Raw genomic sequence first — 23249 nt, 5'->3', positions numbered from 1 at the left:
CCCTGACCGGTAGCGAAGCGAGGGAGTGCCATGCCTAGGATTACCGGGGTTCGCTGCGTCCTGCTGAGTTCGCCCTATGCCGATGCCGATGAGCGCGAGATCAGGGCCTGTTTCCCGAACGGACCGAAGCGGACGATCGGCATGGTCGAGGTGACGCTGGACAATGGCGTGACTGGCCTCGGCGAAGGCTATATCGCCGTGTTCGCACCGCTGGTGTTCAAATCGATCGTCGATCTCTGCGCGCCGCTGATGCTGGGCAAGGATGGCTTCGACATTCCGCGCCGGGTCAGGGACCTGCGCTCGCTCTGCGATTACTGGTCGCTCCAGGGCGCGGCGCGCCATGTCATCAGCGCGTTCGAGAGCGCCTTGCAGGACGCCAGGGGCAAGAGCCTCGGTCTGCCCGTCCATGAACTGCTCGGCGGCGCCCAATGCGATGCCATCCCGATCTATGGCAGCGGCGGCTGCTGCGACGCGAGGCACCAGTTCATCCGCGAACTCGACTTGCTCGGCGCGAAGGGCATCGCGATCTACAAGATCCGCTCGCTCAAGGCCGACATCTGGCGGACCGTCTGGGTGCTGGAGGAAGCGGCCAGGCGCGGCATAAGGGTCGGCGTCGACATGTGCCAGAATCTGGCCGATCCGCCGCAGCCCGTCGACGATGTCGTCGCCTTCGTCGAGGCCGTGCATGGCAGGACGGCTGAGCGCATGCTCTTCCTCGAAGAGGCCGTCGGCCCCGACAGCCCCGAGGCCTTTCGCGAGCTGCGCCGGCGCATCGACGTTCCCGTCTGCGGCGGCGAGATCATCACGACGCCGAAGGAAATGATCGAGCGCATGCGTGCCGGCTCCTATGCCTTCGTCCAGCCCGACGCCTCGGTGATCGGCGGTATCAGCGCGGTGATGGAGATCTTTGCCGCGGCAGATGAACTCGCGACGGAGGTCGTCGTGCACGCCTGGGGCGGAGCGGCCGCGATCATGGCGAATTACCACGCCGCCTTTGCCGGTGGTGGCAAGCTGGTGGAATTCCCCATGCTCGATTTCCCGCTCGGCCGGGAGATGATCGGCGATCAGGGCCGGATCGAAAACGGTCGGCTCCTGCTCCCGACTGCGCCCGGCCTCGGCCTGACGCTGACGCCGGAGATGGAGGCGCGCTATCCTTTTGAGGCGAGCGCCGTCTATAGCTGCGTCCTGAAGGACTGGGGCCCGCCGCCGGACGAGGACTGGAAAGACTGTGGCGCGTCTGGTGGGTCCGCTTGATGGGAGGCGTCAGACCCTGCGGATATCCGCCGCAAGCAGAGCTTTTCCTCCGGCAGGGATCGTCCGGCCCTGGCCCCTTCCGCGAGAGATGGGGACGGGCGCTGGGACCGGCCGATCAATGCGCGCCTGCGCTGACGAAATTGCGCAGCTCCGGCGTCTGCGGGTTGGCGAAGAGCTCCCGTGACGGCCCGCTCTCCCAGATCTTGCCCTGATGCATGAAGATGGTCGTGCTGGCGACATTGCGCGCGAAGTTCATCTCATGAGTGACGAGCAGCATGGTCATGCCGCCCTTGGCGAGTTTTTCCATCACCAGCAGAACCTCGCCGGTCAGTTCCGGATCGAGCGCGGATGTCACCTCGTCGAACAGCATCACCTTCGGCCGCATCGCAAGTGAGCGGGCGATGGCGACGCGCTGTTGCTGCCCCCCGGAGAGATTGTCGGGATAGCTGTCGAATTTCTCGGACAGGCCGACCTGCGCCAGCACCTCGCGGGCCAGCGTCTCGGCCTGCGCCTGGGGCACGTTCTGCGTGATCCGCGGCGAGAGCGTGATGTTCTGGGAGACGGTCAGGTGCGGGAACAGGTTGTAGCTCTGGAAGACGATGCCGACATCCTTGCGCAATTCGCGCAAGTGTTTCGGATCCTGGTCGACGACATGTCCGGCAACCTCGATGCGGCCGGACTGGATCGCCTCCAGCCCGTTGATGCAGCGCAGCAGCGTGCTCTTGCCCGAGCCGGAGCGGCCGATCAGGGCGACGACCTGCCCGGGTTCGACGGCGAGGGAGACGCCCTTGAGAACCTCGAGGTTGCCGAAGCGCTTGTGGACGTCGTCAATGAGGACGGCTGGCATTCATCACCTGTTCGAGATGGCGGCTGAGCCGGGACAAGGGGAAGCAGATCGCGAAATAGATCAGCGCGACCAGCGTGAAGATCTGGAAAGGCTGGAAGGTCGCGTTGTTGACGAGCTGGCCGGCACGCGAGAGTTCGACGAAGCCGACGACCGAGACGATCGAGGTGTTCTTCACGAGCTGGACGAGAAAGCCGACGGTGGGCGGCAGCGAGATGCGGATCGCCTGCGGCAGGATGATGTAGCGGTATTGCTGCCCGCGCGTCAGCGCGAGCGAGGCCGATGCCTCCCATTGCTGGAAGGGGACGGACTGGATCGAGCCGCGCCAGATCTCGGCCAGATAGGCCGAGACATAGATCGAGAGCGAGGCGGACGCTGCGAGGAAGGGCGGCAGTTCCACGCCCATCGCCGAAAGCCCGTAATAGCTCATGAACAGAACCATCAGCACCGGAATCGACTGGATGACCAGGATGTAGCCGGCCGCGAAGCGGCGCAGCGCGGCGACTTGGGAGAGCCGCATGATCGCGAAGACACCGCCGATCAGCCCGCCGAGGATGAAGGCGACGCTGGTCAGAACCAGCGTCCAGCCGGCAGCGCGCAGGATGAAAAGCGCTTCGGGAAGCCCGAATGTGGTCATCAGGCTGCCTCCGCCTTGACATCGACGCGGGCGAGCCCGGAGACCGGCGCGAAGAGCCGCTGGCCGAGCCAGAGCAGGAAGACCTTCAAGCTCAGCGCCAGGAGGAGGTAGATCACGGTGACGATGATATAGGTCTCGAAACTGCGGAAGGTCCGCTGTTCGATGATGGCCGCGGCGCCCGAGAGCTCCTGCACCGAGATGAAGGAGCAGATGCTCGATGCCAGCATCATCAGGACGAACTGGCTCGACAGCGCGGGCCAGACCCGGGCGAAGGCCGGTTGCAGCACGACATACTGGAAGACCTGGCGTTTGCTGAGCGCGAGCGACAGGCCGGCCTCGAGCTGCGATTTGTGAATGGAGTCGACGCCGGCGCGGATGATCTCCGTCGCATAGGCGGCAAGGTTGAGCGTCATGGCCAACAGGGCGGCCTGGGTGCCCGACATGCGGATGCCGACCAGCGGCAGGCCGAAGAAGATCATGAAGAGCTGCACCAGGAACGGTGTGTTGCGCATCAGTTCGACATAGCAATCGACGGCAATGCCGGCCCAGCGGCCTGCCAGCGTGCGCAGCGCGACAAGCAGCACCGCGAAGATCAGGCCCAGCACGATCGCGCTGGCAGACAGGCCGATCGTCAGCATGATCCCGTCAAGGATGATGTCGGTTTCGGCGAGTACGGATTCGAACTGGAGCGACATGATCCCTCGTCAGTCTGGCGCGAGGCCCCGCCGCGCAGGATCTGCGCAGCGGGGACGATGCAAAACGGATCAGAAGGTTGGCAGCGGCGGCAGCGGACCGCCGACCCACTTCTCGGAGATCGCGTTCAGTTCGCCGTTCTGCTTGATGTAGTAGATCATGTTGTTGAGCCACTGCTTCAGCTCATAGGCGTCCTTGCGAACGGTCATCGAGTTCGGCTGCATGCCGAAGACGAACTTGAGCTCGGTCTCGGTTTCGCCGCGCGCCTTGATCGCGGCGTTCGCCTGGGCGTCTGGCCCGGCGATGGCTTCGACCTGGCCGGAGAACAGCGCCTGCATCGTGGTCGCGTCATCCTCGAAGCGCAGGATCGTGAGGTTGAGCTCTTTCTCGCGATTGGTGAATTCCCGCTCGACGCTGGATCCGCGATTGACGCCGACCTTGCGGCCCTTGAGATCGGCCCAGTCTTTGATGGGCGTGCCCTTCTTGGCGTAGATGCCGGTCTGGAAGGCGCTGTAGGGGATGGTGAACATCACCGCCTTCGCGCGTTCCGGTGTCGGCGCCAGCGTCGCGACGAGGAAGTCGACCTTGCCGGCCTCGAGGGCGGGAATGCGGGCCGGCGGCGTCAGCTGGACGATCTCGACCGGCAATCCGAGATACTTGCCGATCAGGGCGGTGACGTCGGCATCATAGCCGATCGCATTGCCTTGCGAGTCGACGGAGCCATAGGGCGGCGCGCCGATCAGCACGCCGACGCGGACCTTGCCGCGCTTGACGATTTCCGTGACCGACTGGGCCGAGGCATGAGCGGCCGGGAGCGCGCCGGCGCCCAGCGCGAACAGCATCCCGATCATTCTGAGATTCTTGAACAGGCTCATGGTGCGTTTCCTTGTTGCGATCTGCTTCATTGGCGACCGGCTTCGTGGCGTCCGGTTCGTTGAGAGGAGAGCAGGCGTGGTCGTTCAGGCAGTCTGGCGCGCCTCCCGTACGAGATTGATGAGGGGTTCCCCGGCGAAGCTGCGCTTGATGTTGTCGGCGATGGTCTGCTGGCGGCGCCGGATCGTCCCGCTCGTCCAACCCGACATATGCGGGGTCATCACGATGTTCGGCAGCTCGTGAAAAGGCAGCTCGGAGGGCAGCGGATTGGCGGAGGCCGGGCCCGGGTAGCGATACCAGGTGTCGATCACCGCCCCGCCGATGCGCTTGCCCTTCAGGGCCTCGAACAGCGCCGTCTCGTCGATCGTCGGGCCGCGCCCGACATTGAAGATCAGCGCGTCGCGGCGCATCGCCGCGAAGGCTGCGGCGCCGACGAGGCCATTCGTTTCCGGCGTCAGCGGCACGGAGACTACGATGGCGTCAGCCGAGCCCCAGAATTCCTCCAGCCGATCGAGCGTGAAGGCGCGGTCGACGAGATCGGAGACCGGGACAGCGCTGCGATTGGCGACATGGACCTTCATCTCGAAGGCCTTGGCGCGCCGCGCGATCGCCTTGCCGATATGGCCGAAGCCGAGCAGGCCGATGGTCTTGCCGACGATCTCGCCATGGACGCGCGCAGGTGAGCCGGCCCAATAGGCCCAGTCGCCGCGGCGCAGCTTCGCGTCGGCATCCGCCAGGGGGATATGCCGGGCCAGCAGCGCGCTCATGACATATTCCGCTATCGCCTGTTCATGGCCGAAGCAGTTACAGACATTGGCCACAGGCGGAAGCAAAGCAAGGTCGACCGCGTCATAGCCGGCACCTGGCACATGGAAGAGCTTGAGCCCGGACGGGACCGGCAGGCTGGCATCGAACTTCACGCCGATGATGACATCCGCCTGCGCATAGGCCTGCTGGTCGGCGCCGACGCCGAGCCCGTCCGGCAGAATGCGAATTTCGGCCCCGGGGCCGACGAGTTCGGCAAAGCCGGAGCTGAAGGAGGCGGCGTTCTCGCCATGGAAGATGATGCGCATGGGGTCCACTGGCCTGTTGCGTTTCAGGCGCCGAGCAGGGGCTCGACGCTGCAATCGAGTAAAGAAGGGTCGATGCGGGCCTCCATCTCGTCGAACATACTGTCGACGAATTCGATCAGCGCGTCGGAGGCCGCGACTGCGCGTTCGGCATGGCGGGTCGCGATCGCGTTCAGCACGGCGAGATGGTGGTCGATCGTGCCGTCGAGCGTGGTCTTCTCGGCCATGTAGCTGTGGTAAATGAAGCCGATGCGCCGGAAGATGGTGTGCAGCGGGCGCAGCGTGTGTTCGAGAAACGGCTCGCCCGCGGCGGCCAGCACCATCTGGTCGATCCTGCGATCGAGCGCATTGAACTCGGCAAGCGTCAGCCCGTCGCGCTTCTCGCGCAGCAGGCGTTCCATGTGCAGCATCTGGTTGCGATGCGAGGGGCCGGCGCGTTCTGCCGCGAGGCGAATGACGAAGCGTTCGATGTCGCGGCGCAGATGCAGCAGCACGCGTTCCCGGGCGAGGTCGATCGGCGCGATTTGCAGGCCATGACGCGGGCGGATGATGATCAGCGTGTCGGCGGCGAGACGGTTGACGGCATGATGCACCGGGGTGCGGCCGAAGCCGGTCAGGTCCTGCAGGTCCTGCATGGCGAGAAAACGGCCGGGCGCGAGCTCGCATTTGACGAGCAGTTCCTCGATCCGGTGATAGGCGAGTTCGAAGAGATTGATGCGATTGCGCCGTGGCGGCACGCTCGTCTCACCCTCTGCGACCAGCCGCGGGCGGCTTGGGCGCTTGGCCATGTCCCGTCTCCTCAGTCGTGGAACTCGTTGAACGGATCCATCTTGGCGTCGACCATAAACATGTTGTGATATTTTACAAGCACTCCTATGGTCGCCTCGTTTCGAGGGGGCGAGGCTGTCATCGGGCTCGCCTGTTTCGCACTCAACCAAGGCGTTCCCCGGCAAGAAACCCGGTGAAGAACGCCAGCCGCCAGGGAGGCAGGCCGTGAAGATCACCGCCATCGAGACGTTGCGGACCGAAGAATTCGCCAATGTCCTGTGGGTTCGCGTGCATACCGATGCGGGCATCATCGGTCTCGGCGAGACCTTCTATGGGGCAGGGGCGGTCGAGGCGCATCTGCACGACACGCTCGCCATGCGGCTGCTCGGAAAGAACCCGCTGCACATCGAGGCATTGCACAGAGAGATGACGAACCTGCCGATGGCGCAGGCCTCGACCGGCGTCGAGTCGCGTGCGACCTCGGCGGTCGATATCGCCTTGTGGGATGTCTTCGGAAAGGTTTGCGGCCAGCCGGTGCACCAGATGCTCGGCGGCCTCTGCCGTGACAAGCAGCGCATCTACAATACCTGTGCGGGGTACAAATATGTCCGCTCGCAGAACATCAAGCCGGTCTCGACCTGGAATCTGGGGGATGCATCAGGTCCCTATGAGGACCTCGACGGCTTCATGAACCGTGCCGATGCCGTCGCCGAGAGCCTGCTCGAAAGCGGCATCACGGCCATGAAGATCTGGCCCTTCGACCCGGCCGCGATCGAAAATCAGGGGCTTTTCATCAGCCCCGACCAGATGCGGAAGGCGATCGAGCCGTTCGAGAAGATCCGCAAGGCGGTAGGCGACAAGATCGAGATCATGGTCGAGTTCCATTCGCTCTGGAATCTGCCGACCGCGATCAAGATCGCCCGTGCGCTCGAACCCTACAGCCCGACCTGGTACGAGGATCCGATCCGGATGAACTCGCCACAGGCGCTGGCCGAATTCGCCCGTTCGACCACGGTTTCGGTCTGCGCCAGCGAGACGCTGGGCTCGCGTTTCCCCTATAAGGACATGCTCGACCACGACGCCATGCACATTGTCATGGCCGACCTGTGCTGGACCGGGGGGCYGACCGAAGGGCGCAAGATCGCCGCCATGGCGGAGACCTATCACCGCCCCTTCGCCCCGCATGACTGCATCGGCCCGGTCGGCTTTATCGCCGCGATCCATGCCTCCTTCAGCCAGCCCAACACGCTGATCCAGGAATCGGTGCGGGCCTTCTACACCGGCTGGTACAAGGAACTCGTCGACACCATGCCGGTGATCAAGGACGGTTATGTCCTGCCGATGGAAGGGCCGGGGCTCGGCGTCGAACTCCTGCCCGCCGTCTTCGAACGCTCGGACCTCATCGTTCGTCGCTCCAGCCTGTAAGGACGATGCCCATGACCAACCCTCTTTTCGATCTCACCGGCAAGACCGCGCTGGTGACAGGCTCCTCGCGTGGGCTCGGCCGCGCCATGGCGGAAGGACTGGCTGTTGCAGGTGCTCGCATCCTGATCAACGGCACGGACCCTGAGCGCGTCGCACAGGCCGTCGCGGAGTTCCGGGCGGCGGGCCACCAGACGGATGCGGCGCCATTCGACGTGACCAACGAGCCCGAGATTCTGCGGGCCTTCGAGGGCTTCGATGCCGCAGGTATTGCGGTCGATATCCTCGTCAACAATGCCGGCATTCAGTTCCGCAAGCCGATGGTCGAGCTCGCCACGGCGGACTGGCAGCGCGTCATCGACACCAACCTGACCTCGGCCTTCATGATCGGGCGCGAGGCGGCCAAGCGCATGATCGCGCGCGGCCATGGCAAGGTCGTCAATATCGGATCGCTGACGAGCGAACTCGCCCGCGCGACGGTCGCGCCCTATACGGTTGCCAAGGGCGGCATCAAGATGCTGACGCGGGCCATGGCGGCGGAATGGGCCGAGCATGGCATCCAGGCCAATGCGATCGGCCCGGGCTACATGATCACCGACATGAACCAGGCCCTGATCGAGAACCCGAGCTTCGACGCCTGGGTCAAGGGCCGCACGCCGGCCAGGCGCTGGGGCAGGCCGGAGGAGCTTGTCGGGGCCGCCGTGTTTCTGGCCTCATCGGCATCGGACTACGTCAACGGCCAGATCATCTATGTCGATGGCGGGATGTCATCGGTTCTGTGATGGACACCAGGCGTTTGTCGCCGCGCCACTCGCCCCGCCGCTTCAGACCGGCGCGAGGTTCAGCGCGGCGCGCGCCTCGGCGGGCGTGGCCGGTCGGCGGCCGTGGCGGCGGATCAGCTCGACGGCGAGGCTGATCAGCTCGGCATTGCCGCTCGCCAGCCGGTCCTTGCTGATGCGGATATTGTCCTCCAGCCCGGTGCGGACCGCGTCAGCGCCGCGGGCGAGCGCCCAGTCCATCACCCGCATTTGGTCGCGCCCGATGCCGGCGGCCGTCCAGGTGGCGCCCGGGATGACCCGCCTGGTCTCGGCGAGCAGGATGTCGAGCAGCACCTCGTCGGCCGGCATCGCATTCCGGACGCCCATCACGAACTGGATATGCGGGCGCGGTCCGATCAGCCCCTCGTCAACGAGGCGGCGCGCGGCGTGGATATGCGAGAGGTCGAAGATCTCGATCTCGGGTGCGATCCGATGCTCCAGCATCCGCGCCGCGAGATCGTTCACCAGGCTCGTCGGGTTCTCGTAGACGATCGTCGGAAAATTCACCGAGCCGGTCGAGAGCGAGGCCATGTCCGGACGATGCACCAGGCTCAGGCCGCGCGCCGCCGGGTCGCGCCCGCGGCCTCCGGTCGAGAACTGGACGATCATGCCCGGGCAGGCCCGGCGAATGCCGTCCTGCACCTCAGCGAAACGCTCCGGATCGGACGAAGGCGTCTCGTCGTCATGGCGGACATGGATATGGACGAGACTGGCGCCCGCCTCGAAGGCGGCGCGGGTCGAGGCGACCTGCTCGGCCGGCAGCACGGGCAGGTTCGGATTGTCCTTCTTGCGCGGCACGGAGCCGGTGATGGCGACCGCCACCACGACGGGACGAGTGGTCATGGCATCTGTCATCCCTGGTCTCCGCCGCCGGCCGGCAGCACGGTTCCGTTGATATAGGACGCATCGTCCGAGGCCAGGAACAGGATGGCGGCTGCGATCTCGCCGAGCTGTCCGTAGCGGCCGAGATGCGAGGCGCTGAGCGTCTGGTCGACGACCTGCTGCATCCACTGCTTGTCGGCCTCGGTCTGCACGTCGGTTCCCCGTGGAATCCGGCGGGGCGGCGCATCCACGCCACCCGACGCCACGGCGTTGACGCGGATATTCGTGCCCGCAAGCTCGAAGGCGAGCGAGGCGGTCAGCGCGTTCACGCCGCCCTTGGCCGCGGAATAGGGAATGCGGTTGATGCCCTTGGTCGCGATCGAGGAGACATTGACGATCGCGCCGCGTCCCTGCTCCAGCATATAGGGCAGCACGGTGCGGCAGCCCCACAGCGTCGGAAACAGCGAACGGCTGATCTCCGCGGCGATCTGGCGTTCGTCGAATTCCTGGAAGGGCCGCATCCAGATCGCGCCGCCGACATTGGTCACCAGCACGTCGATGGCGCCGAAGCTCTCCTGCGCGCGCGCCATCACCCGCTCATTCCCGGCGAAGGTCTCGAGATCCTCCTCCAGCGCGATGACGCGCCCTGGCCCGAAGGCCGAGGTGATCTCCTGCGCGACCTCCTGGACGATGGCCGAGCGGTCGACGATCGTCAGTCTTGCCCCTTCGGCGGCCGCATCCAGCGCCACCTGCTTGCCGACGCCCTGGGCCGCGCCGGTGACGACAAGGCTGCGCCCTTCGAACCGGCGGCCGCGCGTGGATGGCTGGGACATGGTCGATCTCCGGGATTATGCCGCCACGAGGGCGGGGACTGGACGGTTTGGCACCGTCGCCGGTCGGGCGGGCGGCGAAGGCCGCCGCGCCGCTTGGCGCTGTCCGTGACAGTCTATGGCGGGGCACCCTGGCCGGGTGCCAGGCCGGTGAGCGAGGGCCTCAGCCGGCGGTGACGTGGGTGCGGCTGACCTGCGTCTGCGGCACGCCCTCGCGCTCCTTGGTCAGCACGATGTCGAAGGTCGTGCGGGCGAACGGGCGGTTCAGACCGGCATTGCGGATCGCGTCCGCGTCGACGACGCGGTCCAGCGTGACGACGAGCTCGTCGCGGGTGCCGAAGGCGAAGTCCGTGTAGAGGTATTTGTCGCCGGTGAAGTTGAACTGCGTCGTCAGCTGGCGGTGGCCCGGCGCCGAAATGAAGTAATGGACATGGGCCGGGCGCTCAGCATGTCGGCCGAGTGCGGTCATCAATTGGCGCGTCGCGCTTTCCGGCGGGCAACCATAGCCATTCGGCACGATCGTGCGGGCGCGATAGTGGCCCTGTTCATCCGTCTCGATGCGACGGCGCAGATTGTAGGGCGCCTGCTCGCCATCGATGAAGGAATATCCGCCCTTGGAATTGGCGTGCCAGAGGTCGACGATCGCGCCGGCAATCGGCTTGCCGTCCTCGTCCGTGACCTGGCCTTCGATGATGAAGATCTCGCCGGGATCGGTGCCGTCATCCATGCGGGCCTCGCCCTTGGAGAGCGGCGCGCCGGGCACATAGAGCGGCCCTTCGATGGTGCGCATCGTGCCGCCCTTGAGACCGGCAAGCCGTTCGGCCTCGTCGAGCCGCAGGTCGAGGAAATGCTCGAGCACGATGCCGGGGACGAGCAGGCCGAGCTCGTCATTCTTCGCGGCCCTGCCGATGAAGGCGACCGCTGCCCAGAATTCGTCCATCGAGACGTCGCACTCGTCGATCACCTGCATGATCCGGTAGAGCAGCTGGGCCGTGACGGCCTTGGTGCGCGGGTCGCCCTTGTCATTGTCCATCCCGGCCGCACGGGCGGCGAGATCCTTCTTGTCCTCGTCGGAGATCAGGTTGATGGGCATGGCGGTTCCTCGTGTTCTGGTGATTGGCGGCCATTTCAGGCCGCAGCCGTTGTTTGTCAGCGGTCGTCGTCATGCACGGACGACGGGTGGCGGCAGAGTGCCGTGACCTTCACGTCCATGTAGGGGAAGAGGGGCAGCTCCGAGAGAATGTCGTGCAGCGCCTGCGGGCTCTCGACGTCGAAGATGCTGGTGTTGGCATAGCGCCCGGCATGACGCCAGAGATGGCGCCAGAGCCCGGCCCGCTGCAGCTCCTGCGCACGCTTGCGTTCGCTCGCCTTCAGCGCGGTCGCCGTCTCGACCGGCAGGTCGGGCGGGATCCGGACATCCATTTCAACCTGGAACAGCATGATCTCTAGAACCCCGTCTTGGCGCGTGGCAGCACATGGACCGAGCGCTCGGTGCGGTCGCGCCGGAAGCGGCTCAGTTGAGCTTCGGACAGCGTCACGCCGAGTCCCGGCGCCGTCGGCACGGTGAGGCCGAAATCGGCATAGTCGAGCGGCGTCTCAAGGATCTCCTCGGTCAGCAGCAGCGGGCCGAACAGCTCCGTACCCCATTCCAGCTTGCCGATGGTCGAGAAGAGATGGGCCGAGGCCGCAGTGCCGATGCCGCCTTCCAGCATCGTGCCGCCATAGAGTCCGATGCCGGCGGCTTCCGCGATCGCGGCCACCTTGGCCGCGGCGAAGAGCCCGCCGGATTGTTCGATCTTCAGCGCGAACACGTCGGCGGCGGCGAGGGCAGCGATGGCGAAGGCGGTTTCCGGGCCGTTCAGCGCCTCGTCCGCCATGATCGCGACCGGCGTCTCGCGGGCCAGCCGGGCGAGCGCGCCGAGATTGCGGAAGGCGACGGGTTGTTCGATGAGCTCGACACCGGCGGCGGCGAGCGCCGGCAGCATCGCCGACGCGGTGGCTTCCGACCAGGCCTGGTTGATGTCGACGCGCACCGAGGCGCGGTCACCGAGCGCGCGCTTGATCGCAGCGACATGGGCGACATTGGCGCCGGGATCGCCCTTGCCGATCTTGAGCTTGAAGATGTTGTGGCGGCGGCGCGCCAGCATCTCCTCGGCTTCCGCGATGTCGCGGCCGGTGTCGCCGCTGGCCAGCGTCCAGGCCACGGGCAGCCGGTCATGCTGGCGCCCGCCGAGCAGTTCGGAAATCGGCAGGCCGACGCGCTGGCCGAGCGCATCGAGCAGGGCCGTCTCGACGGCGCATTTGGCGAAATGATTGCCCTGGACCGACATGGCGATGGTCGCCATCGTCCGGGCGATGCGGCTTGGATCGCTGGCGAGCAGGATCGGCGCGAGATAGGTATCGATCGCGAGCTGCATGCCCTCCGGGCTCTCGGGACCATAGGCCAGCCCGCCGATCGTGGTGCCTTCGCCAATCCCGACCACGCCGTCCGACAGATGCAGCCGCACGATCATCAATGTCTGGCGATGCATCGTCGTCATCGCCAGCTGGTGCGGGCGGATGGTCGGCAGATCGACCAGAATCGTCTCGACCTGTTGAATCCGCGGACCTTCAGACACGTTTCGCTCCCATATTCATTGAAGCAAAGGCTAGAACGCGCCATTCCCGGGGAACAGGATCGATTGGGTGTATTTTGATACCCGAAGGGTATGGAGCCCCGCGAGGGCGTGATTAGCGGGGCGGCCCCGCCTGCGCCTCGCATCGGGCACAAAAAAGAGGGACGCGACCGGCCTTTCGGCGGTCGCGTCCCGGGTTGTTCTCCCGGCTTCGCCTATGCCTGATGCAGCCGCATGAGGCTCACCGGATCGCCGGAGCGGCGGCGGCCGGTGCGGGCGAGGCGAGGGCGGCGCCGACTGCCGGCCGAACCATCAGCGTCGCCAGCGCCGCGATCACCAGCGGAATGGCAAGCGTCATGAAGTAGCCGGACGGACCCACGCCGGTCAGCAATGTGCCGCCGATCGCGGAGCCGATGATCGCTCCCGAGCGACCGACGCCGATGCCCCAGCCCGTGGCCGTTGCGCGCAGCTGCGTCGGGTAGGTATTCGAGATCAGATAGTTCAGCACGAGTTGCTGGCCACCGATGCCGAAGCCGGCAAGGGCGATGAGGGAGAAGACCAGCGGCCAGCGGTCGCCCGCGAAGCCCAGCCCGAGCGCAACCGCGATCCCGACGGCGAACATGCCGATCAGGAGCTTTCGCGGGTCGACCTTCGGCAGGAAGGACGAAAGCGGCAGGGCCATGATGATGAAGGCGGCGTTGACGACGACGGTACCATAGGCGGCCTGGGCCTTTTCCAGGCCGAGCGTTGTGAGCGCGGTCGGCAGCCAGAGCAGCAGCAGGAACCAGGCGATCCAGTTGAACAGGTAGATGGCGGAGATCGCGACGGTGACGCGGCGATAGCCCGCCTCGAACAGGCCGGCGATGGAGCCGCCATGCACGACCCTGCCGGCGCTGACGAGGCGCATCTGGTCGGGGATCGGCTGGCCGGTCATCTGCCGGAGCAGGCGGCGGGCCTCGTCCTGCCTGTCGTTCTGCTTGCGCGAGACGAGATAGGCGGGCGATTCCGGCAGGAGGAAATAGGTGATGACCATCAGCCCGAGCGGCAGGAGGCCTCCGACCAGGAAAATCCCGCGCCAGCCCAGGATCGGCAGCCAGCTCGCCGCGATCAGGCCGCCGAGCATGGCGCCGGCCGGCAGGCCGAGCAGCACCCCGGTGATCATCGTGCCGCGCCGGGAAGCGGGGCTGTATTCACCCGCCAGCGCCAGGAGCGAGGGCGTGGCCCCGCCCATGCCGAGGCCGATCAGGAAGCGCAGTACGATGATCTGCGTCGGCGATGTCGCGTAGGCGCCCATCAGGGAGAACACCCCGAATAGGAAGATGGCGATCAGGATCGCCTTGCGCCGGCCATAGCGGTCCCCGAAGCTGCCGAGGCCGATCGCACCGAGCGTCATGCCGATCGTGCTGGCGGTGATGACCCAGGTCAGGTCGGCGGCCTTCATGCCGAAATCCTGCGCGATCGCGGGTCCGATGAAGGCGATCGACTGGGTGTCGAAGCCGTCGAGCAGGGCGATGACGAAGCAGAGTGCGACCACGGCCCATCTGCGGCCCGTCATCGAACCTGCATCGATGATGTCCTTGATGTCTTGTGTGCCGGCGGGTGGACTGGACATGGGCGTTCCTCAGATCTGTGTTTTTTGTGGGTATGAACGGGAAAGATCGCGCCGTAGCTCGGCAGCGACGCGCTCGGCCTGCTCGATGGCGAGCAGATGGGCTGCGGGCGAGAGCACGACGAGGCGTGAGCCGGCGATGCCCGTGTACAGGGCTTCAGCCATCGCGAGCGGCGTCGCGGGATCCTCGCGGCCGGCGATCACGGTCGTGGGAGCAATCACCCGGTGCAGCAGCGGGCGCAGATCCATCCGGCCGATCGCCTCGCAGCAGGCGGCGTAGCCGTCCCGGTCGATGGCGGCGAATTCGCCAGCCACCGCGTCCGTGGCGCTGCGATGGGCGTCGCGGAAGCCCGGCGTGAACCAGCGCTCCATCGTGGCCGCGAGGATCGCTCGCGTGCCGTCGCGCCGCACCAGCCCGGCACGCTCCTCCCAGGCCTCGCGCGTCGGCATATAGGCCGTCGTCGCCATCAGGGTCAGGCCGGCCAGACGCGCCGGGTGCCGCGCGGCAAAGGCCTGGCCGATCATCCCGCCAAGCGAGAGGCCGGCGACATGGGCGCGCGTCAGGTCGAGATGATCGAGCAGGGCGGCGAGATCATCGGCAAGATCGGCGATCTCGAAGGGCGAGGGGCCGTGGTTCGAGCCGCCATGGCCGCGCGTGTCGTAACGCACGCAGCGATATTCGGCCGAGAGCTCGCTGGCGATGGCGTCCCACATCCGATGCGTGGTGCCGAGCGAATTCGAGAAGACCAGGGCCGGCGCGGAGCCCGGCCCGGTGACCGTGTAGAACAGGCGCAGGCCCGGTCCGGTTTCGAGATAGGGCATGATCAGGCTCGCCGGCTTCGGCCGCGGCGCCCCGACAGGGCAGCCGGCGCGCGTTTCGCAAGCCGCGCTGGCGCGGGCCGCAACGGTTCGGTCTCAGACATGGCTCTCCGGCGGCTCTGACGGCCAGCTCAGGTTCGCGGCGGAGTGTTCCTCCTGCGCGAACGCTTCTTCCCTGCTTGTCAGGCTAGGCAGGCATGGTGTCGCTGGACAGGATCGTTTTGGTGTAAATTAATACCCCTACGGTATGGAAGCCCGCTTCCCTGCCGATGCGGTGGGGAAGCCGGGCAGTCGCCCGCGAGCATGTGACAACCGCCGCGATGGCGGTCTCCGGGGTGCAGCCGCCCTGCATCGATCGGAGAGCGGGAGGAGCAGGCAGCGATGGATCTGCGTCATCTGCGCTATTTCACGACCGTCGCCGCCGAAGGCTCGTTCAGCCGCGCCGCCGAGAAGCTCCATATCGCCCAGCCGCCGCTGAGCCGGCAGATTCAGCAGCTGGAGGAGGAGCTTGGCGTGCGCCTGCTCGATCGTGGCCGGCCGATCACGATGACCGAGGCCGGGCGCTATCTCTTCGAGCAGGGGCAACAGGTGCTGCAGCGCGTCGAGGAGATGAGCGCCATGACGACGCGCATCGGCAAGCGCCTGGTGCTGCAGTTCAATGTCGGCTTCGTCGCCTCGACGCTCTACGACACGCTGCCGCAACTGATCCGCGATTTTCGCATCCTGGTGCCGGATGTCGAGGTCCAGCTCCTCGAGATGACGACGCTGGAGCAGATCTCGGCCCTGAAGGACGGTCGCATCGATGTCGGCTTCGGACGCCTGCGCTTCGATGACGACATGCTGGTGCGAAAGGTGCTACGCGAGGAAGGATTATGCGTGGCGGTCGGCGGGGCCCATGCGCTGCTGGCAAGCGGCCGGAAGCCGAAGCTGGCCGATCTCGAGGCGGAACCTCTGATCCTGTATCCGAAGGCGCCCCGGCCGAGCTATGCCGATCAGGTCCTGTCCTTCTATCGCGAGGCGGGGGTCAGGCCGCGCATCGGCATGGAGGTCCGGGACGTGCAGACCGCGCTCGGCCTGGTCGCCTCGGGCGTCGGGATTTGCGTCGTTCCGGCCTCGGTCCGGCGCTTCGGCCGCGACGATGTCCAGTTCCTCGATCTCGACGAGAGATTCACCAGCCCCATCATCGTCAGCTATCGCCGGAACGACACCTCGCTCCTGCTGCAGCAGATCATCGGACTGGCGGGCTGAGGGAGCGCGAGAGGCGCATCCGCCCGGCATCCTGCCCCCTGAGGGGCGGGCGTTCCTGGCTTCACAGGGGTTGAGCCTCCGAGACAGCTTTCAATCCTCGTGCTTCAGGGCGCCACGCGTCATCCAGCCGTGCCTGCCTGGCGGTCGCGACGCCGGCCTGCGCGACGGTATAGGCTGCGCGCAGGCAAAGATCCTCGCGCCAGGGCGGGGCGATCAACTGCACGCCGACCGGCAGGCCGGCCCCGAAGACCGGCACGGCTGCGACCGGCAGGCCGATGCAGGAGATCGGTTGGGTGAACAGGCCGAGATTGGGCCGCAGCGCGACCGTCTCGCCCCGCAGCACCATGGTCTTGCTGCCGATTTCCGGTGCGACGCAGGGCGTGGCCGGCGCGATGATCAGGTCGACCGTTTGAAACAGCTGCATCATCTCGTCATGGAACCAGCGCCGTGCCCGCTGCGCCTGGAGATACCAGGCCGTCGGCTGCAGCGCGCCGGCGAGGAAGCGGTCGCGGGTCTCCGGGTCGAAATCATCGGCGCGCTGCTGCAGCCGCGTGAGATGGAAGGCCGAACTCTCGCCATTGGTGATCAGGAAGGCAGCCGCCCGGGCGATGCCCGCTCCGGCGATATCGAGCGCCCGCGTCGCACCCAGCGCCTGCGCGACTGCGGCGACGGCAGCTTCCGCTTCGGGCATCCCATCGGTCGAGAAATAGCCGCCGGCGACCGCGATACGCAGGCCGTCGACGCCCTGCTTCAGCGTCGGCAGGGTCGCCTCGGCCGCCTGTCGCGCACAGGCCGGATCTCCCGCATCATGGCCCAGCATCAGGTCATAGGCCATCGCGAGGTCGGTCACGTCCCGGGCGAAGGGGCCGAGATGGTCGAGCGAGTCGCAGAACGGAAAGCTGCGCGTGCGCGGCAGCCGGCCATAGGTCGGCTTGAGCCCGAAGACGCCGCAAAGCGAACTCGGCACGCGGATCGACCCGTTCGTGTCGGAGCCGAGCGAGATCGGGGCGAGCCCCGCGGCCGTCGCGGCGCCTGATCCGGAGGATGAACCTCCGGCCACGCGGCTGAGGTCATGCGGATTGCGGCAGGGGCCGTCATGCGCGTTCTCGCCGGTGAAGTCATAGGCGTATTCGCCCATGTTCAGGCCGCCGAGCAGCACGGCGCCGGCTTCCGTCAGGCGCTCGATCAGCACGGCATCGCGCGAGGCGGGCGGGCGCTCGCGGTTGATCTTCGAGCCGGCCCGTGTCGGCAGGCCGGCAATGTCGAACAGGTTCTTGGCGGCGAAGGGCACGCCGGCGAGGGGGCCGAGGGGCGCGCCGGCTGCGTGGCTGGCATCGGTCGCGCGTGCCTGCGCCAAGGCCCTCCCGGCGGTGACGTCGGTGAAGGCATTGATCGCCGGGTTCAGGCGTTCGATCCGCTGGAGGAAGCCGGTGATGACCGCTTCCGCGGTCATCACGCCCTCCCTGATATCGGCCGCGATACGGTGGGCCGGTGCGAAGGCATCGAAGCTCACGCGGGCTCTCCGTCATGCGGGCGCCCGGCGCGGAACACGCCGGCCGGCTCGAAGCTGGCCTCGTCGACGGGCGCGGCGAAGACGATCTCGGACATGGCCTTCGCCACTGCCAGGAATTGCAGGACGACCGGACGCTGCTCCTCGCTGATCGCCAGGCCGAGCGCGGGCGCCATCGCATCGCAATGGCGCGCCGCATCGAAGACGGGTTTCGGTTCGCTCATTCCGCCGGCTCCAGCTTGCCGCGGGGCTCGGTGGTCATCGTCTTCGCCGCGGTCACGACGGAGAGCGAGCGCGCGCAGAGGAAGAGGAAGCCCGCGACGATCGCATAGGCGAGGCTGATCGAGGGTGTGACGCCGAACCCCTTGCCGATGCCGATCGCCTCGCCATGCATCAGGCCGAAATAGGTCAGGACGGCGCCCGCGGCCGCAAAGCCTGCGGCGTGGAGGAACTGCTTCTCGATGACGAAGACGGCGATGGCGCCGAGCACCAGCCCGGACAGGATCGCGCCACCGCCCATCAGTTCGAGCCCGTGATAGAGCACGCCCATATTGGCCATCTTGTCGATGCCGACAGCGGCCGCATTGGTCCCCGCCGCGCCGAGTGCCCCGTCGATCAGCACCTTGGCCCAGGCCGCGAGATGCGGCGTCAGCGCCAGGACGATGGCAGGCGCATGGCTTGCCGGCGTGGTCTGGAAGGCCTGCGCGCCGATCAGCATGCCGATATAGAGCAGGATCGGCGAGATCGCGACGAGCGGGATCAGCGCCAGCAGCAGGGCGATGACGCCGAACCAGCACAGCACGATCACGATCAGCCCGGTCGCGGCGGAATAGCCGATGCGCCCGCCCATCGCCTTCCAGCCGGGGTGGCCGATATAGACGGCGTTGATGAAGGGGTTGCCCATCAGGCAGCCGATCAGGCTGACGACGCCGTCGGCGGTCAGTACCCGCGTCGTCGGGTAATGGTCACCGGCCGCTTCCGCGCTCTCGACATTGTCCATGGCCTCGACGAGATCATAGATGCCGAAGGGGATCGCCGTGACGAGGATGATGCCGAGATAGGAGAAGCCGGAGAAGACATGGTCGACTGCCGGCAGCGGCAGCGAGAAACCGAAGGTCGAGAAGGCGGCGCCCAGCTTGGCGAGGCTCAGGCCCCCGACATCGAGCCCGAGCAGCGCCGACCCCCAGGCGATGACCATGCCGAAGGCGATGGCGACCAGCCCCGCCGGGATGCTGCGGGGATAGCGCACGCCGCCGAACCAGCTGACCAGGATGATCGCAAGGCAGGTGAGACCGATCGCCGGTGTCAGGAAAATCTCGAGTGCCGGGCGCATCGAAATGAAGGCGATCGAGACGCCGGCCAGCGTGCCGAGCAGCGCCGCGCGCGGCGTGACCTTGCGGATATAGGGCGCGATGAAGCCGCCGGCCATCAGGATGAAGCTCTGGAAGAACACCCAGACGAGCCCGGCCTCCCAGCCCTTGATCGGATCGCCGGTCATGCTCGCGATCGGCAGCATGATCACGAAGGTGACGACGAACATATGCGGCACGCTGATGCCCGAGGGCAGGGCGCAGACATCGTCGCGGCCGGTTTCCCTGGCGAGCCGGTAGGCGAGCCAGGCGTAATAACCGGTCGAGAGCAGCATCATCAGACCAAGCGCGGGCAGGATGCGGCCGAAGACGATCTCAGCAGGCATCTTCAGCACGAATTGCAGAAGCCCGGTCAGCACCAGCAGATTGACTAGGATATTGGTACCGAAACCGAACAGGGCGTTCCAGTCGCCCGGCGTCCACAATTGTGGCCTGCTTGTCGCGCTCGTCATGGTCTTCACCTCCGCGCTTGGATCACGCTGCGTTTGGAAGAAATCGTCAAAACGCGGAAAACGTGAACAAATCTAATAGTTTAGGGCATTCTTAACGCGAAAAACCGTTGCCGCTTTTCCGCAGCTTGCTCTAGGCAGCCCGGTCCTTGGCTGCGAGGGCGGCCAGCACCGCATCCGTGGACGAGACCCAGCCGAAAATGCCGCCCTGGGCTGCGATCATCGCCAGGCCCACTCTGTGGAATTCCGGAAAGTACGAGGCGCAGGCGTCGCCGAGGACGAGACAGCGATAGCCCCGGTCATTCGCCTCGCGCACGGTGGTGTGGACGCAGACCTCGGTCGTCACGCCACTGACGAGCAGCGTCTCGATGCCGCGATTGCGCAGCATCAGGTCGAGATCGGTCTGGTAGAAGGCGCCCTTGCCGGGCTTGTCGATCACCGGTTCGCCGGGCAGCGGCGCCAGCGCCGGCACGATGTCATGGCCGGCCTCGCCGCGGACGAGGATACGCCCCATCGGCCCCGCCGCGCCGATGCGTGTGGCCGGATCGCCGCGCAGCACCTTGGCCGGCGGCGCGTCCGAGAGATCGGGCCGGTGGCCCTCGCGCGTGTGGATTACCAGCATGCCGGCGGCGCGGGCTCCTGCGAGCATGGCCTTGCAGGGCAGGAGCGCCGCGCCGAGCAGGGCGACATCATTGCCGAGCGCGGCGCCAAAGCCGCCCGGCTCCAGGAAATCCCGCTGCATGTCGATGATCACGAGCGCGGTTCGCGCGAAATCGACGCTGATCGGGAAGGGCTGGGCTGCAATCTCGGACCGGCTCACGAAAGGCGCTCCCGTCGCTGGCGAACGGAACAAGCTTTGCAAGGGCTGTGCCTGAGCGCGGGTTGCGGCCCCGGAGTTGCGGGCGGTTCCAGCTAAGGATTTGAAATCGCTTGATCAATTTGAGCGTCAGAGGGGCGCGATCGGCGGATCGCACGGGTCCGGCTGCGCAGCGCGGCCGATGCAGGTGGCGGCATGCATAATCTTCGCATGCATCTCGCAAGCAATTGCTCATTTCATAGGCTGGAAAGAAGAGGGGCTATCTCGTGAGCACAATGACCATGCTTCTCGCTGATCATCTTGCCGGCCGGCGCACGATCCCGGAGACGATTGCGGCAGCCTATGCGCGCTATCGCGACCATGACGACGAAGCGATCTTCATCAGCCTGCGGCTCGAAACGGAAGCGCTGGCCGAGGCGGCGCGCCTGCAGGCCGAGGGCCCACGGGGTCGCAGGCTCTGGGGCGTGCCCATCGCGGTCAAGGACAATATCGATGTCGCCGGGCTCGCCACCAGCGCGGCATGTCCGGCTTTCTCCTATCTCCCCGTCGCGGATGCCGGCGTGGTTGCGCGGTTGCGGGAAGAGGGCGCGATCATCATCGGCAAGACCAATCTCGACCAGTTCGCCACCGGCCTGAACGGCACGCGTTCGCCCTATGGCGTGCCGCGCAACGCCTTGCGCCCCGATCTCGTGCCGGGAGGCTCGAGCTCCGGCTCCGCCTGCGCGGTTGCGGCCGGCATCGTTCCTGTCGCGCTCGGCACCGACACCGCGGGGTCGGGCCGGGTGCCCGCCGGCCTGCAGAACCTCGTCGGCCTCAAGCCGAGCCTCGGCCTGGTCTCGACGGCGGGCGTCGTTCCGGCCTGCCGCACGCTCGACTGCGTTTCGGTGTTCGCGCTGACCGTCGATGACGCATCGGCCGTCCTGGAGGTGATCGCCGGCCCCGATGCGACCGACCCGTTCTCCCGTTCCATACCGTTCGGGCGGCCGGGCGCACTGGCGCCGCATCCGCGGCTCGCCATCCCGCGCCCAGCCGATCTCGATTTCGACGGCGCTCCGGCGGCGGCGGCGAGCTTTGCCCTTGCGGTCGAACGGGCGCGAGCGCTGGGCGCGATCATCGTCCCCATCGACATGACGCCATTCTACGAGACCGCCCGGCTGCTCTATGACGGGCCCTGGGTGGCGGAGCGCTATCTCGCCATCCGCGACCTGCTGATGGCCGAACCCGAGGCGATCCTGCCGGTGATCCGGCAGGTCATCACGGGGCGGCCGCTGCCGGATGCGGCCGAGGCCTTCGCGGCGCAATACCGGCTGGCCGGGCTTGCTCTCTGCGCCCGGGCCGCTCTGAAGGGCATCGATGCCATGATGGTGCCGACCGTGCCGCGGCCGGTCACGCTGGCCGAGATGGCGACAGACCCGATCGGCCGGAATTCGCTGCTCGGCCGCTACACCAATTTCGTCAACCTGCTCGATATGTGCGCGCTCGCCGTGCCGGTGAGCCTGATGGAGGACGGCACCGCAGCCGGCGTCACCTTGATCGCGCCGTCCGGCCAGGATGCGTCGCTGGCCAGCCTCGGGCGGGCCTTCCATCAGGCGTCGGGACTGACGCTGGGCGCGACCGGCCTGCCGCTGCCGCCGGCGAACGAGCCGGCCACTGCCGCGCCTGGCATGCTTGAGATCGCCGTTGTCGGCGCGCATCTCTCGGGCATGCCCCTGAACGGAGAATTGACCGCGCTCGGCGCGATCTTCCAGCGCGCGACGAGTACAAGCGCCGAATACCGCCTCTTTGCCCTGCCGGGCGGACCGCCGGCGCGGCCGGGCCTGATCCGGGTCGGGCAAGGGGGAACTCCGATCGCGCTCGAGGTCTGGGCGCTGCCTCCCGAAGGCTTTGGCCGTTTCGTTGCCGGCATTCCTTCGCCGCTCGGCATCGGCACGCTGGCGCTGGCCGACGGCACGCGGGTCAAGGGCTTTCTCTGCGAGCAGATCGCGACCGAGGCGGCGCGCGACGTCAGCGAGTTCGGGGGCTGGCGGGCCTATGTCGCAGCGCAGGGCGCGCGTCAGGGCGCGCCCGCATAGCTCCTGAACGCATCGCGCACGATGCCGATATGGGCGCGCATCGCCTCGCTCGCGCCGGGCTGGTCGCCGCGCAGGATCGCCTGGACGATCAGGTCGTGCTCGCGATAGGAGCCGCCGAGCCGCCCGGTCGCCCGGAACTGCGCCCTGCGGAACGGCGCGACCCGGGCGCGCGTCATCAGCGTCAGCTCCGCCAGATAGCCATTATGCGATCCGGCATAGATCGCGGCGTGAAAGGCCTCGTTGGTCTCGTGATAGCGCGCGGGATCGCCCTCATGCACCAGCGCGCGCAGGGCCTGGTGCAGCCCTTCGAGCCCGCGCCGTTCGGGCACGGTCATGTTGCGGGCGGCGAGCCCGGCGCAGAGCGCCTCCAGCTCGGCCATGGCTTCGAACATGTCGTCGAGCTGCCGCGGGGTCGGCAAGGCGACAACCGCCCCGCGGTGCGGCCGGACGCTGACGAGGCCCGAGGCGGACAATTGGCGGATCGCCTCGCGCACGGGTGTCCGCGAGACGCCGAACCGCGCCGCCAGATCCTGCTCGTCGAGCGGCGTCCCCGGTTCGAGCGCACCGGAGACGATCTCGTCGGCGATCTGAAGGCGCAGCGCCTCCGTGCGCGTCGGCGCCGGGGCTGCGGGCTTGGCTCTGACGGGGAGGGCGCGGGGCGGCATGGCATCAGCACCGGAGAACGGGCAGGGGCGCAGGCGCCTGCATG

General features: G+C 67.0%; 23 protein-coding genes. 5 read left to right on the top strand and 18 right to left on the bottom strand.

All coding sequences use genetic code 11. The features are described 5' to 3' along the window. The first annotated feature begins 30 nt into the window (after nucleotides 1-30). A complete protein-coding gene (locus AC1DGP_RS03090) occupies nucleotides 31-1254 on the top strand; it encodes a mandelate racemase/muconate lactonizing enzyme family protein (RefSeq protein WP_441504614.1) in 1224 nt (407 codons plus the stop codon). Between the two features lie 115 nt (nucleotides 1255-1369). Here AC1DGP_RS03090 and AC1DGP_RS03085 read toward each other — a convergent pair whose 3' ends face one another. The 6 genes from AC1DGP_RS03085 to AC1DGP_RS03060 all read right to left on the bottom strand — a co-directional run bounded on the left by AC1DGP_RS03085 (nucleotide 1370) and on the right by AC1DGP_RS03060 (nucleotide 6159). After that, the gene (locus AC1DGP_RS03085) at nucleotides 1370-2101 is read right to left on the bottom strand and encodes an amino acid ABC transporter ATP-binding protein (protein WP_441504613.1); all 732 of its coding nucleotides are present in this window, start codon (nucleotides 2099-2101) and stop codon (nucleotides 1370-1372) included. Then, nucleotides 2082-2735: an amino acid ABC transporter permease gene (locus tag AC1DGP_RS03080; protein WP_441488518.1), complete on the bottom strand. Its 654-nt coding sequence runs from the start codon at nucleotides 2733-2735 to the stop codon at nucleotides 2082-2084. Before AC1DGP_RS03080 ends, AC1DGP_RS03085 begins: the two co-directional genes overlap by 20 nt. Next, nucleotides 2735-3430 (bottom strand): amino acid ABC transporter permease, encoded by a 696-nt coding sequence (locus AC1DGP_RS03075; protein ID WP_113516339.1) that lies wholly within the window; start codon nucleotides 3428-3430, stop codon nucleotides 2735-2737. The genes AC1DGP_RS03080 and AC1DGP_RS03075 overlap by 1 nt, the downstream gene beginning before the upstream one ends. A gap of 69 nt (nucleotides 3431-3499) precedes the next feature. Beyond that, complete coding sequence (locus AC1DGP_RS03070; protein ID WP_441504612.1) at nucleotides 3500-4303, bottom strand: transporter substrate-binding domain-containing protein; 804 nt, start codon at nucleotides 4301-4303, stop codon at nucleotides 3500-3502. Nucleotides 4304-4387: 84 nt separating this feature from the next. Next, entirely contained in the window at nucleotides 4388-5374 is a 987-nt protein-coding gene (locus tag AC1DGP_RS03065) for a 2-hydroxyacid dehydrogenase (protein WP_441504611.1), read from the bottom strand. 23 nt (nucleotides 5375-5397) lie between these two features. Next, nucleotides 5398-6159: a GntR family transcriptional regulator gene (locus AC1DGP_RS03060; protein WP_441504610.1), complete on the bottom strand. Its 762-nt coding sequence runs from the start codon at nucleotides 6157-6159 to the stop codon at nucleotides 5398-5400. A 205-nt stretch (nucleotides 6160-6364) separates the two neighbouring features. Between AC1DGP_RS03060 and AC1DGP_RS03055 the strand changes: the two genes are divergently transcribed. Together AC1DGP_RS03055 and AC1DGP_RS03050 are read left to right on the top strand one after the other, a co-directional pair. Next, the gene (locus AC1DGP_RS03055) at nucleotides 6365-7564 is read left to right on the top strand and encodes a mandelate racemase/muconate lactonizing enzyme family protein (protein WP_476831716.1); all 1200 of its coding nucleotides are present in this window, start codon (nucleotides 6365-6367) and stop codon (nucleotides 7562-7564) included. 11 nt (nucleotides 7565-7575) lie between these two features. Then, a complete protein-coding gene (locus AC1DGP_RS03050) occupies nucleotides 7576-8343 on the top strand; it encodes an SDR family oxidoreductase (RefSeq protein ID WP_441504608.1) in 768 nt (255 codons plus the stop codon). Between the two features lie 42 nt (nucleotides 8344-8385). On the opposite strand, the gene AC1DGP_RS03045 is transcribed toward AC1DGP_RS03050, so the two are convergent. The 7 genes from AC1DGP_RS03045 to pcaD form a co-directional block, all read right to left on the bottom strand. Then, the gene (locus tag AC1DGP_RS03045; protein ID WP_441504607.1) at nucleotides 8386-9222 is read right to left on the bottom strand and encodes a 3-oxoadipate:acetyl-CoA acetyltransferase; all 837 of its coding nucleotides are present in this window, start codon (nucleotides 9220-9222) and stop codon (nucleotides 8386-8388) included. Between the two features lie 8 nt (nucleotides 9223-9230). Continuing rightward, nucleotides 9231-10034 (bottom strand): benzoate diol dehydrogenase BenD, encoded by an 804-nt coding sequence (gene benD, locus AC1DGP_RS03040; protein WP_441504606.1) that lies wholly within the window; start codon nucleotides 10032-10034, stop codon nucleotides 9231-9233. A gap of 160 nt (nucleotides 10035-10194) precedes the next feature. Continuing rightward, a complete protein-coding gene (locus tag AC1DGP_RS03035) occupies nucleotides 10195-11124 on the bottom strand; it encodes a dioxygenase family protein (RefSeq protein ID WP_441504605.1) in 930 nt (309 codons plus the stop codon). Between the two features lie 56 nt (nucleotides 11125-11180). Further along, nucleotides 11181-11471 (bottom strand): muconolactone Delta-isomerase, encoded by a 291-nt coding sequence (gene catC / locus AC1DGP_RS03030; protein WP_043230486.1) that lies wholly within the window; start codon nucleotides 11469-11471, stop codon nucleotides 11181-11183. 5 nt (nucleotides 11472-11476) lie between these two features. Further along, entirely contained in the window at nucleotides 11477-12649 is a 1173-nt protein-coding gene (locus AC1DGP_RS03025) for a muconate/chloromuconate family cycloisomerase (protein ID WP_441504604.1), read from the bottom strand. A 238-nt stretch (nucleotides 12650-12887) separates the two neighbouring features. Further along, nucleotides 12888-14258: an MFS transporter gene (locus AC1DGP_RS03020; RefSeq protein ID WP_441504603.1), complete on the bottom strand. Its 1371-nt coding sequence runs from the start codon at nucleotides 14256-14258 to the stop codon at nucleotides 12888-12890. 9 nt (nucleotides 14259-14267) lie between these two features. After that, nucleotides 14268-15077, bottom strand: a complete 810-nt coding sequence (pcaD, locus tag AC1DGP_RS03015; protein ID WP_441488506.1) for a 3-oxoadipate enol-lactonase — start codon at nucleotides 15075-15077, stop codon at nucleotides 14268-14270. Nucleotides 15078-15455: 378 nt separating this feature from the next. Here pcaD and AC1DGP_RS03010 point away from each other — a divergent pair, with 378 nt between their 5' ends. Beyond that, nucleotides 15456-16322 carry a LysR family transcriptional regulator gene (locus AC1DGP_RS03010; RefSeq protein WP_441504602.1) on the top strand — a complete coding sequence of 289 codons (867 nt, stop codon included), beginning with the start codon at nucleotides 15456-15458 and terminating at the stop codon, nucleotides 16320-16322. A 61-nt stretch (nucleotides 16323-16383) separates the two neighbouring features. Here the strand turns inward: AC1DGP_RS03010 and AC1DGP_RS03005 are convergent, their stop codons facing one another. The 4 genes from AC1DGP_RS03005 to AC1DGP_RS02990 all read right to left on the bottom strand — a co-directional run bounded on the left by AC1DGP_RS03005 (nucleotide 16384) and on the right by AC1DGP_RS02990 (nucleotide 20471). Then, nucleotides 16384-17775, bottom strand: coding sequence for an AtzE family amidohydrolase (locus AC1DGP_RS03005; protein ID WP_441504854.1), 1392 nt, complete (start codon nucleotides 17773-17775; stop codon nucleotides 16384-16386). Nucleotides 17776-17831: 56 nt separating this feature from the next. Beyond that, nucleotides 17832-18056, bottom strand: coding sequence for a DUF4089 domain-containing protein (locus AC1DGP_RS03000; protein ID WP_441504601.1), 225 nt, complete (start codon nucleotides 18054-18056; stop codon nucleotides 17832-17834). Continuing rightward, on the bottom strand, nucleotides 18053-19654 hold the full coding sequence (locus AC1DGP_RS02995; RefSeq protein ID WP_441504600.1) for a regulator: 1602 nt from the start codon (nucleotides 19652-19654) through the stop codon (nucleotides 18053-18055). The genes AC1DGP_RS03000 and AC1DGP_RS02995 overlap by 4 nt, the downstream gene beginning before the upstream one ends. Before the next feature lie 130 nt (nucleotides 19655-19784). After that, nucleotides 19785-20471 carry a cysteine hydrolase family protein gene (locus tag AC1DGP_RS02990; protein ID WP_441504599.1) on the bottom strand — a complete coding sequence of 229 codons (687 nt, stop codon included), beginning with the start codon at nucleotides 20469-20471 and terminating at the stop codon, nucleotides 19785-19787. Between the two features lie 278 nt (nucleotides 20472-20749). Between AC1DGP_RS02990 and atzF the strand changes: the two genes are divergently transcribed. Then, nucleotides 20750-22540, top strand: coding sequence for an allophanate hydrolase (gene atzF / locus AC1DGP_RS02985; RefSeq protein ID WP_441504598.1), 1791 nt, complete (start codon nucleotides 20750-20752; stop codon nucleotides 22538-22540). Here the strand turns inward: atzF and AC1DGP_RS02980 are convergent. Continuing rightward, nucleotides 22522-23205, bottom strand: coding sequence for a GntR family transcriptional regulator (locus AC1DGP_RS02980; RefSeq protein WP_441504597.1), 684 nt, complete (start codon nucleotides 23203-23205; stop codon nucleotides 22522-22524). The two genes, atzF and AC1DGP_RS02980, sit on opposite strands and share 19 nt — an antisense overlap. Nucleotides 23206-23249 lie beyond the last annotated feature (44 nt).

The sequence above is a fragment of the Allobosea sp. 05T433 genome, from assembly GCF_056396065.1.
The sequence above is the reverse complement of the archived record's forward strand: the minus strand, read 5'-3'. Positions and strand labels throughout refer to the sequence as shown.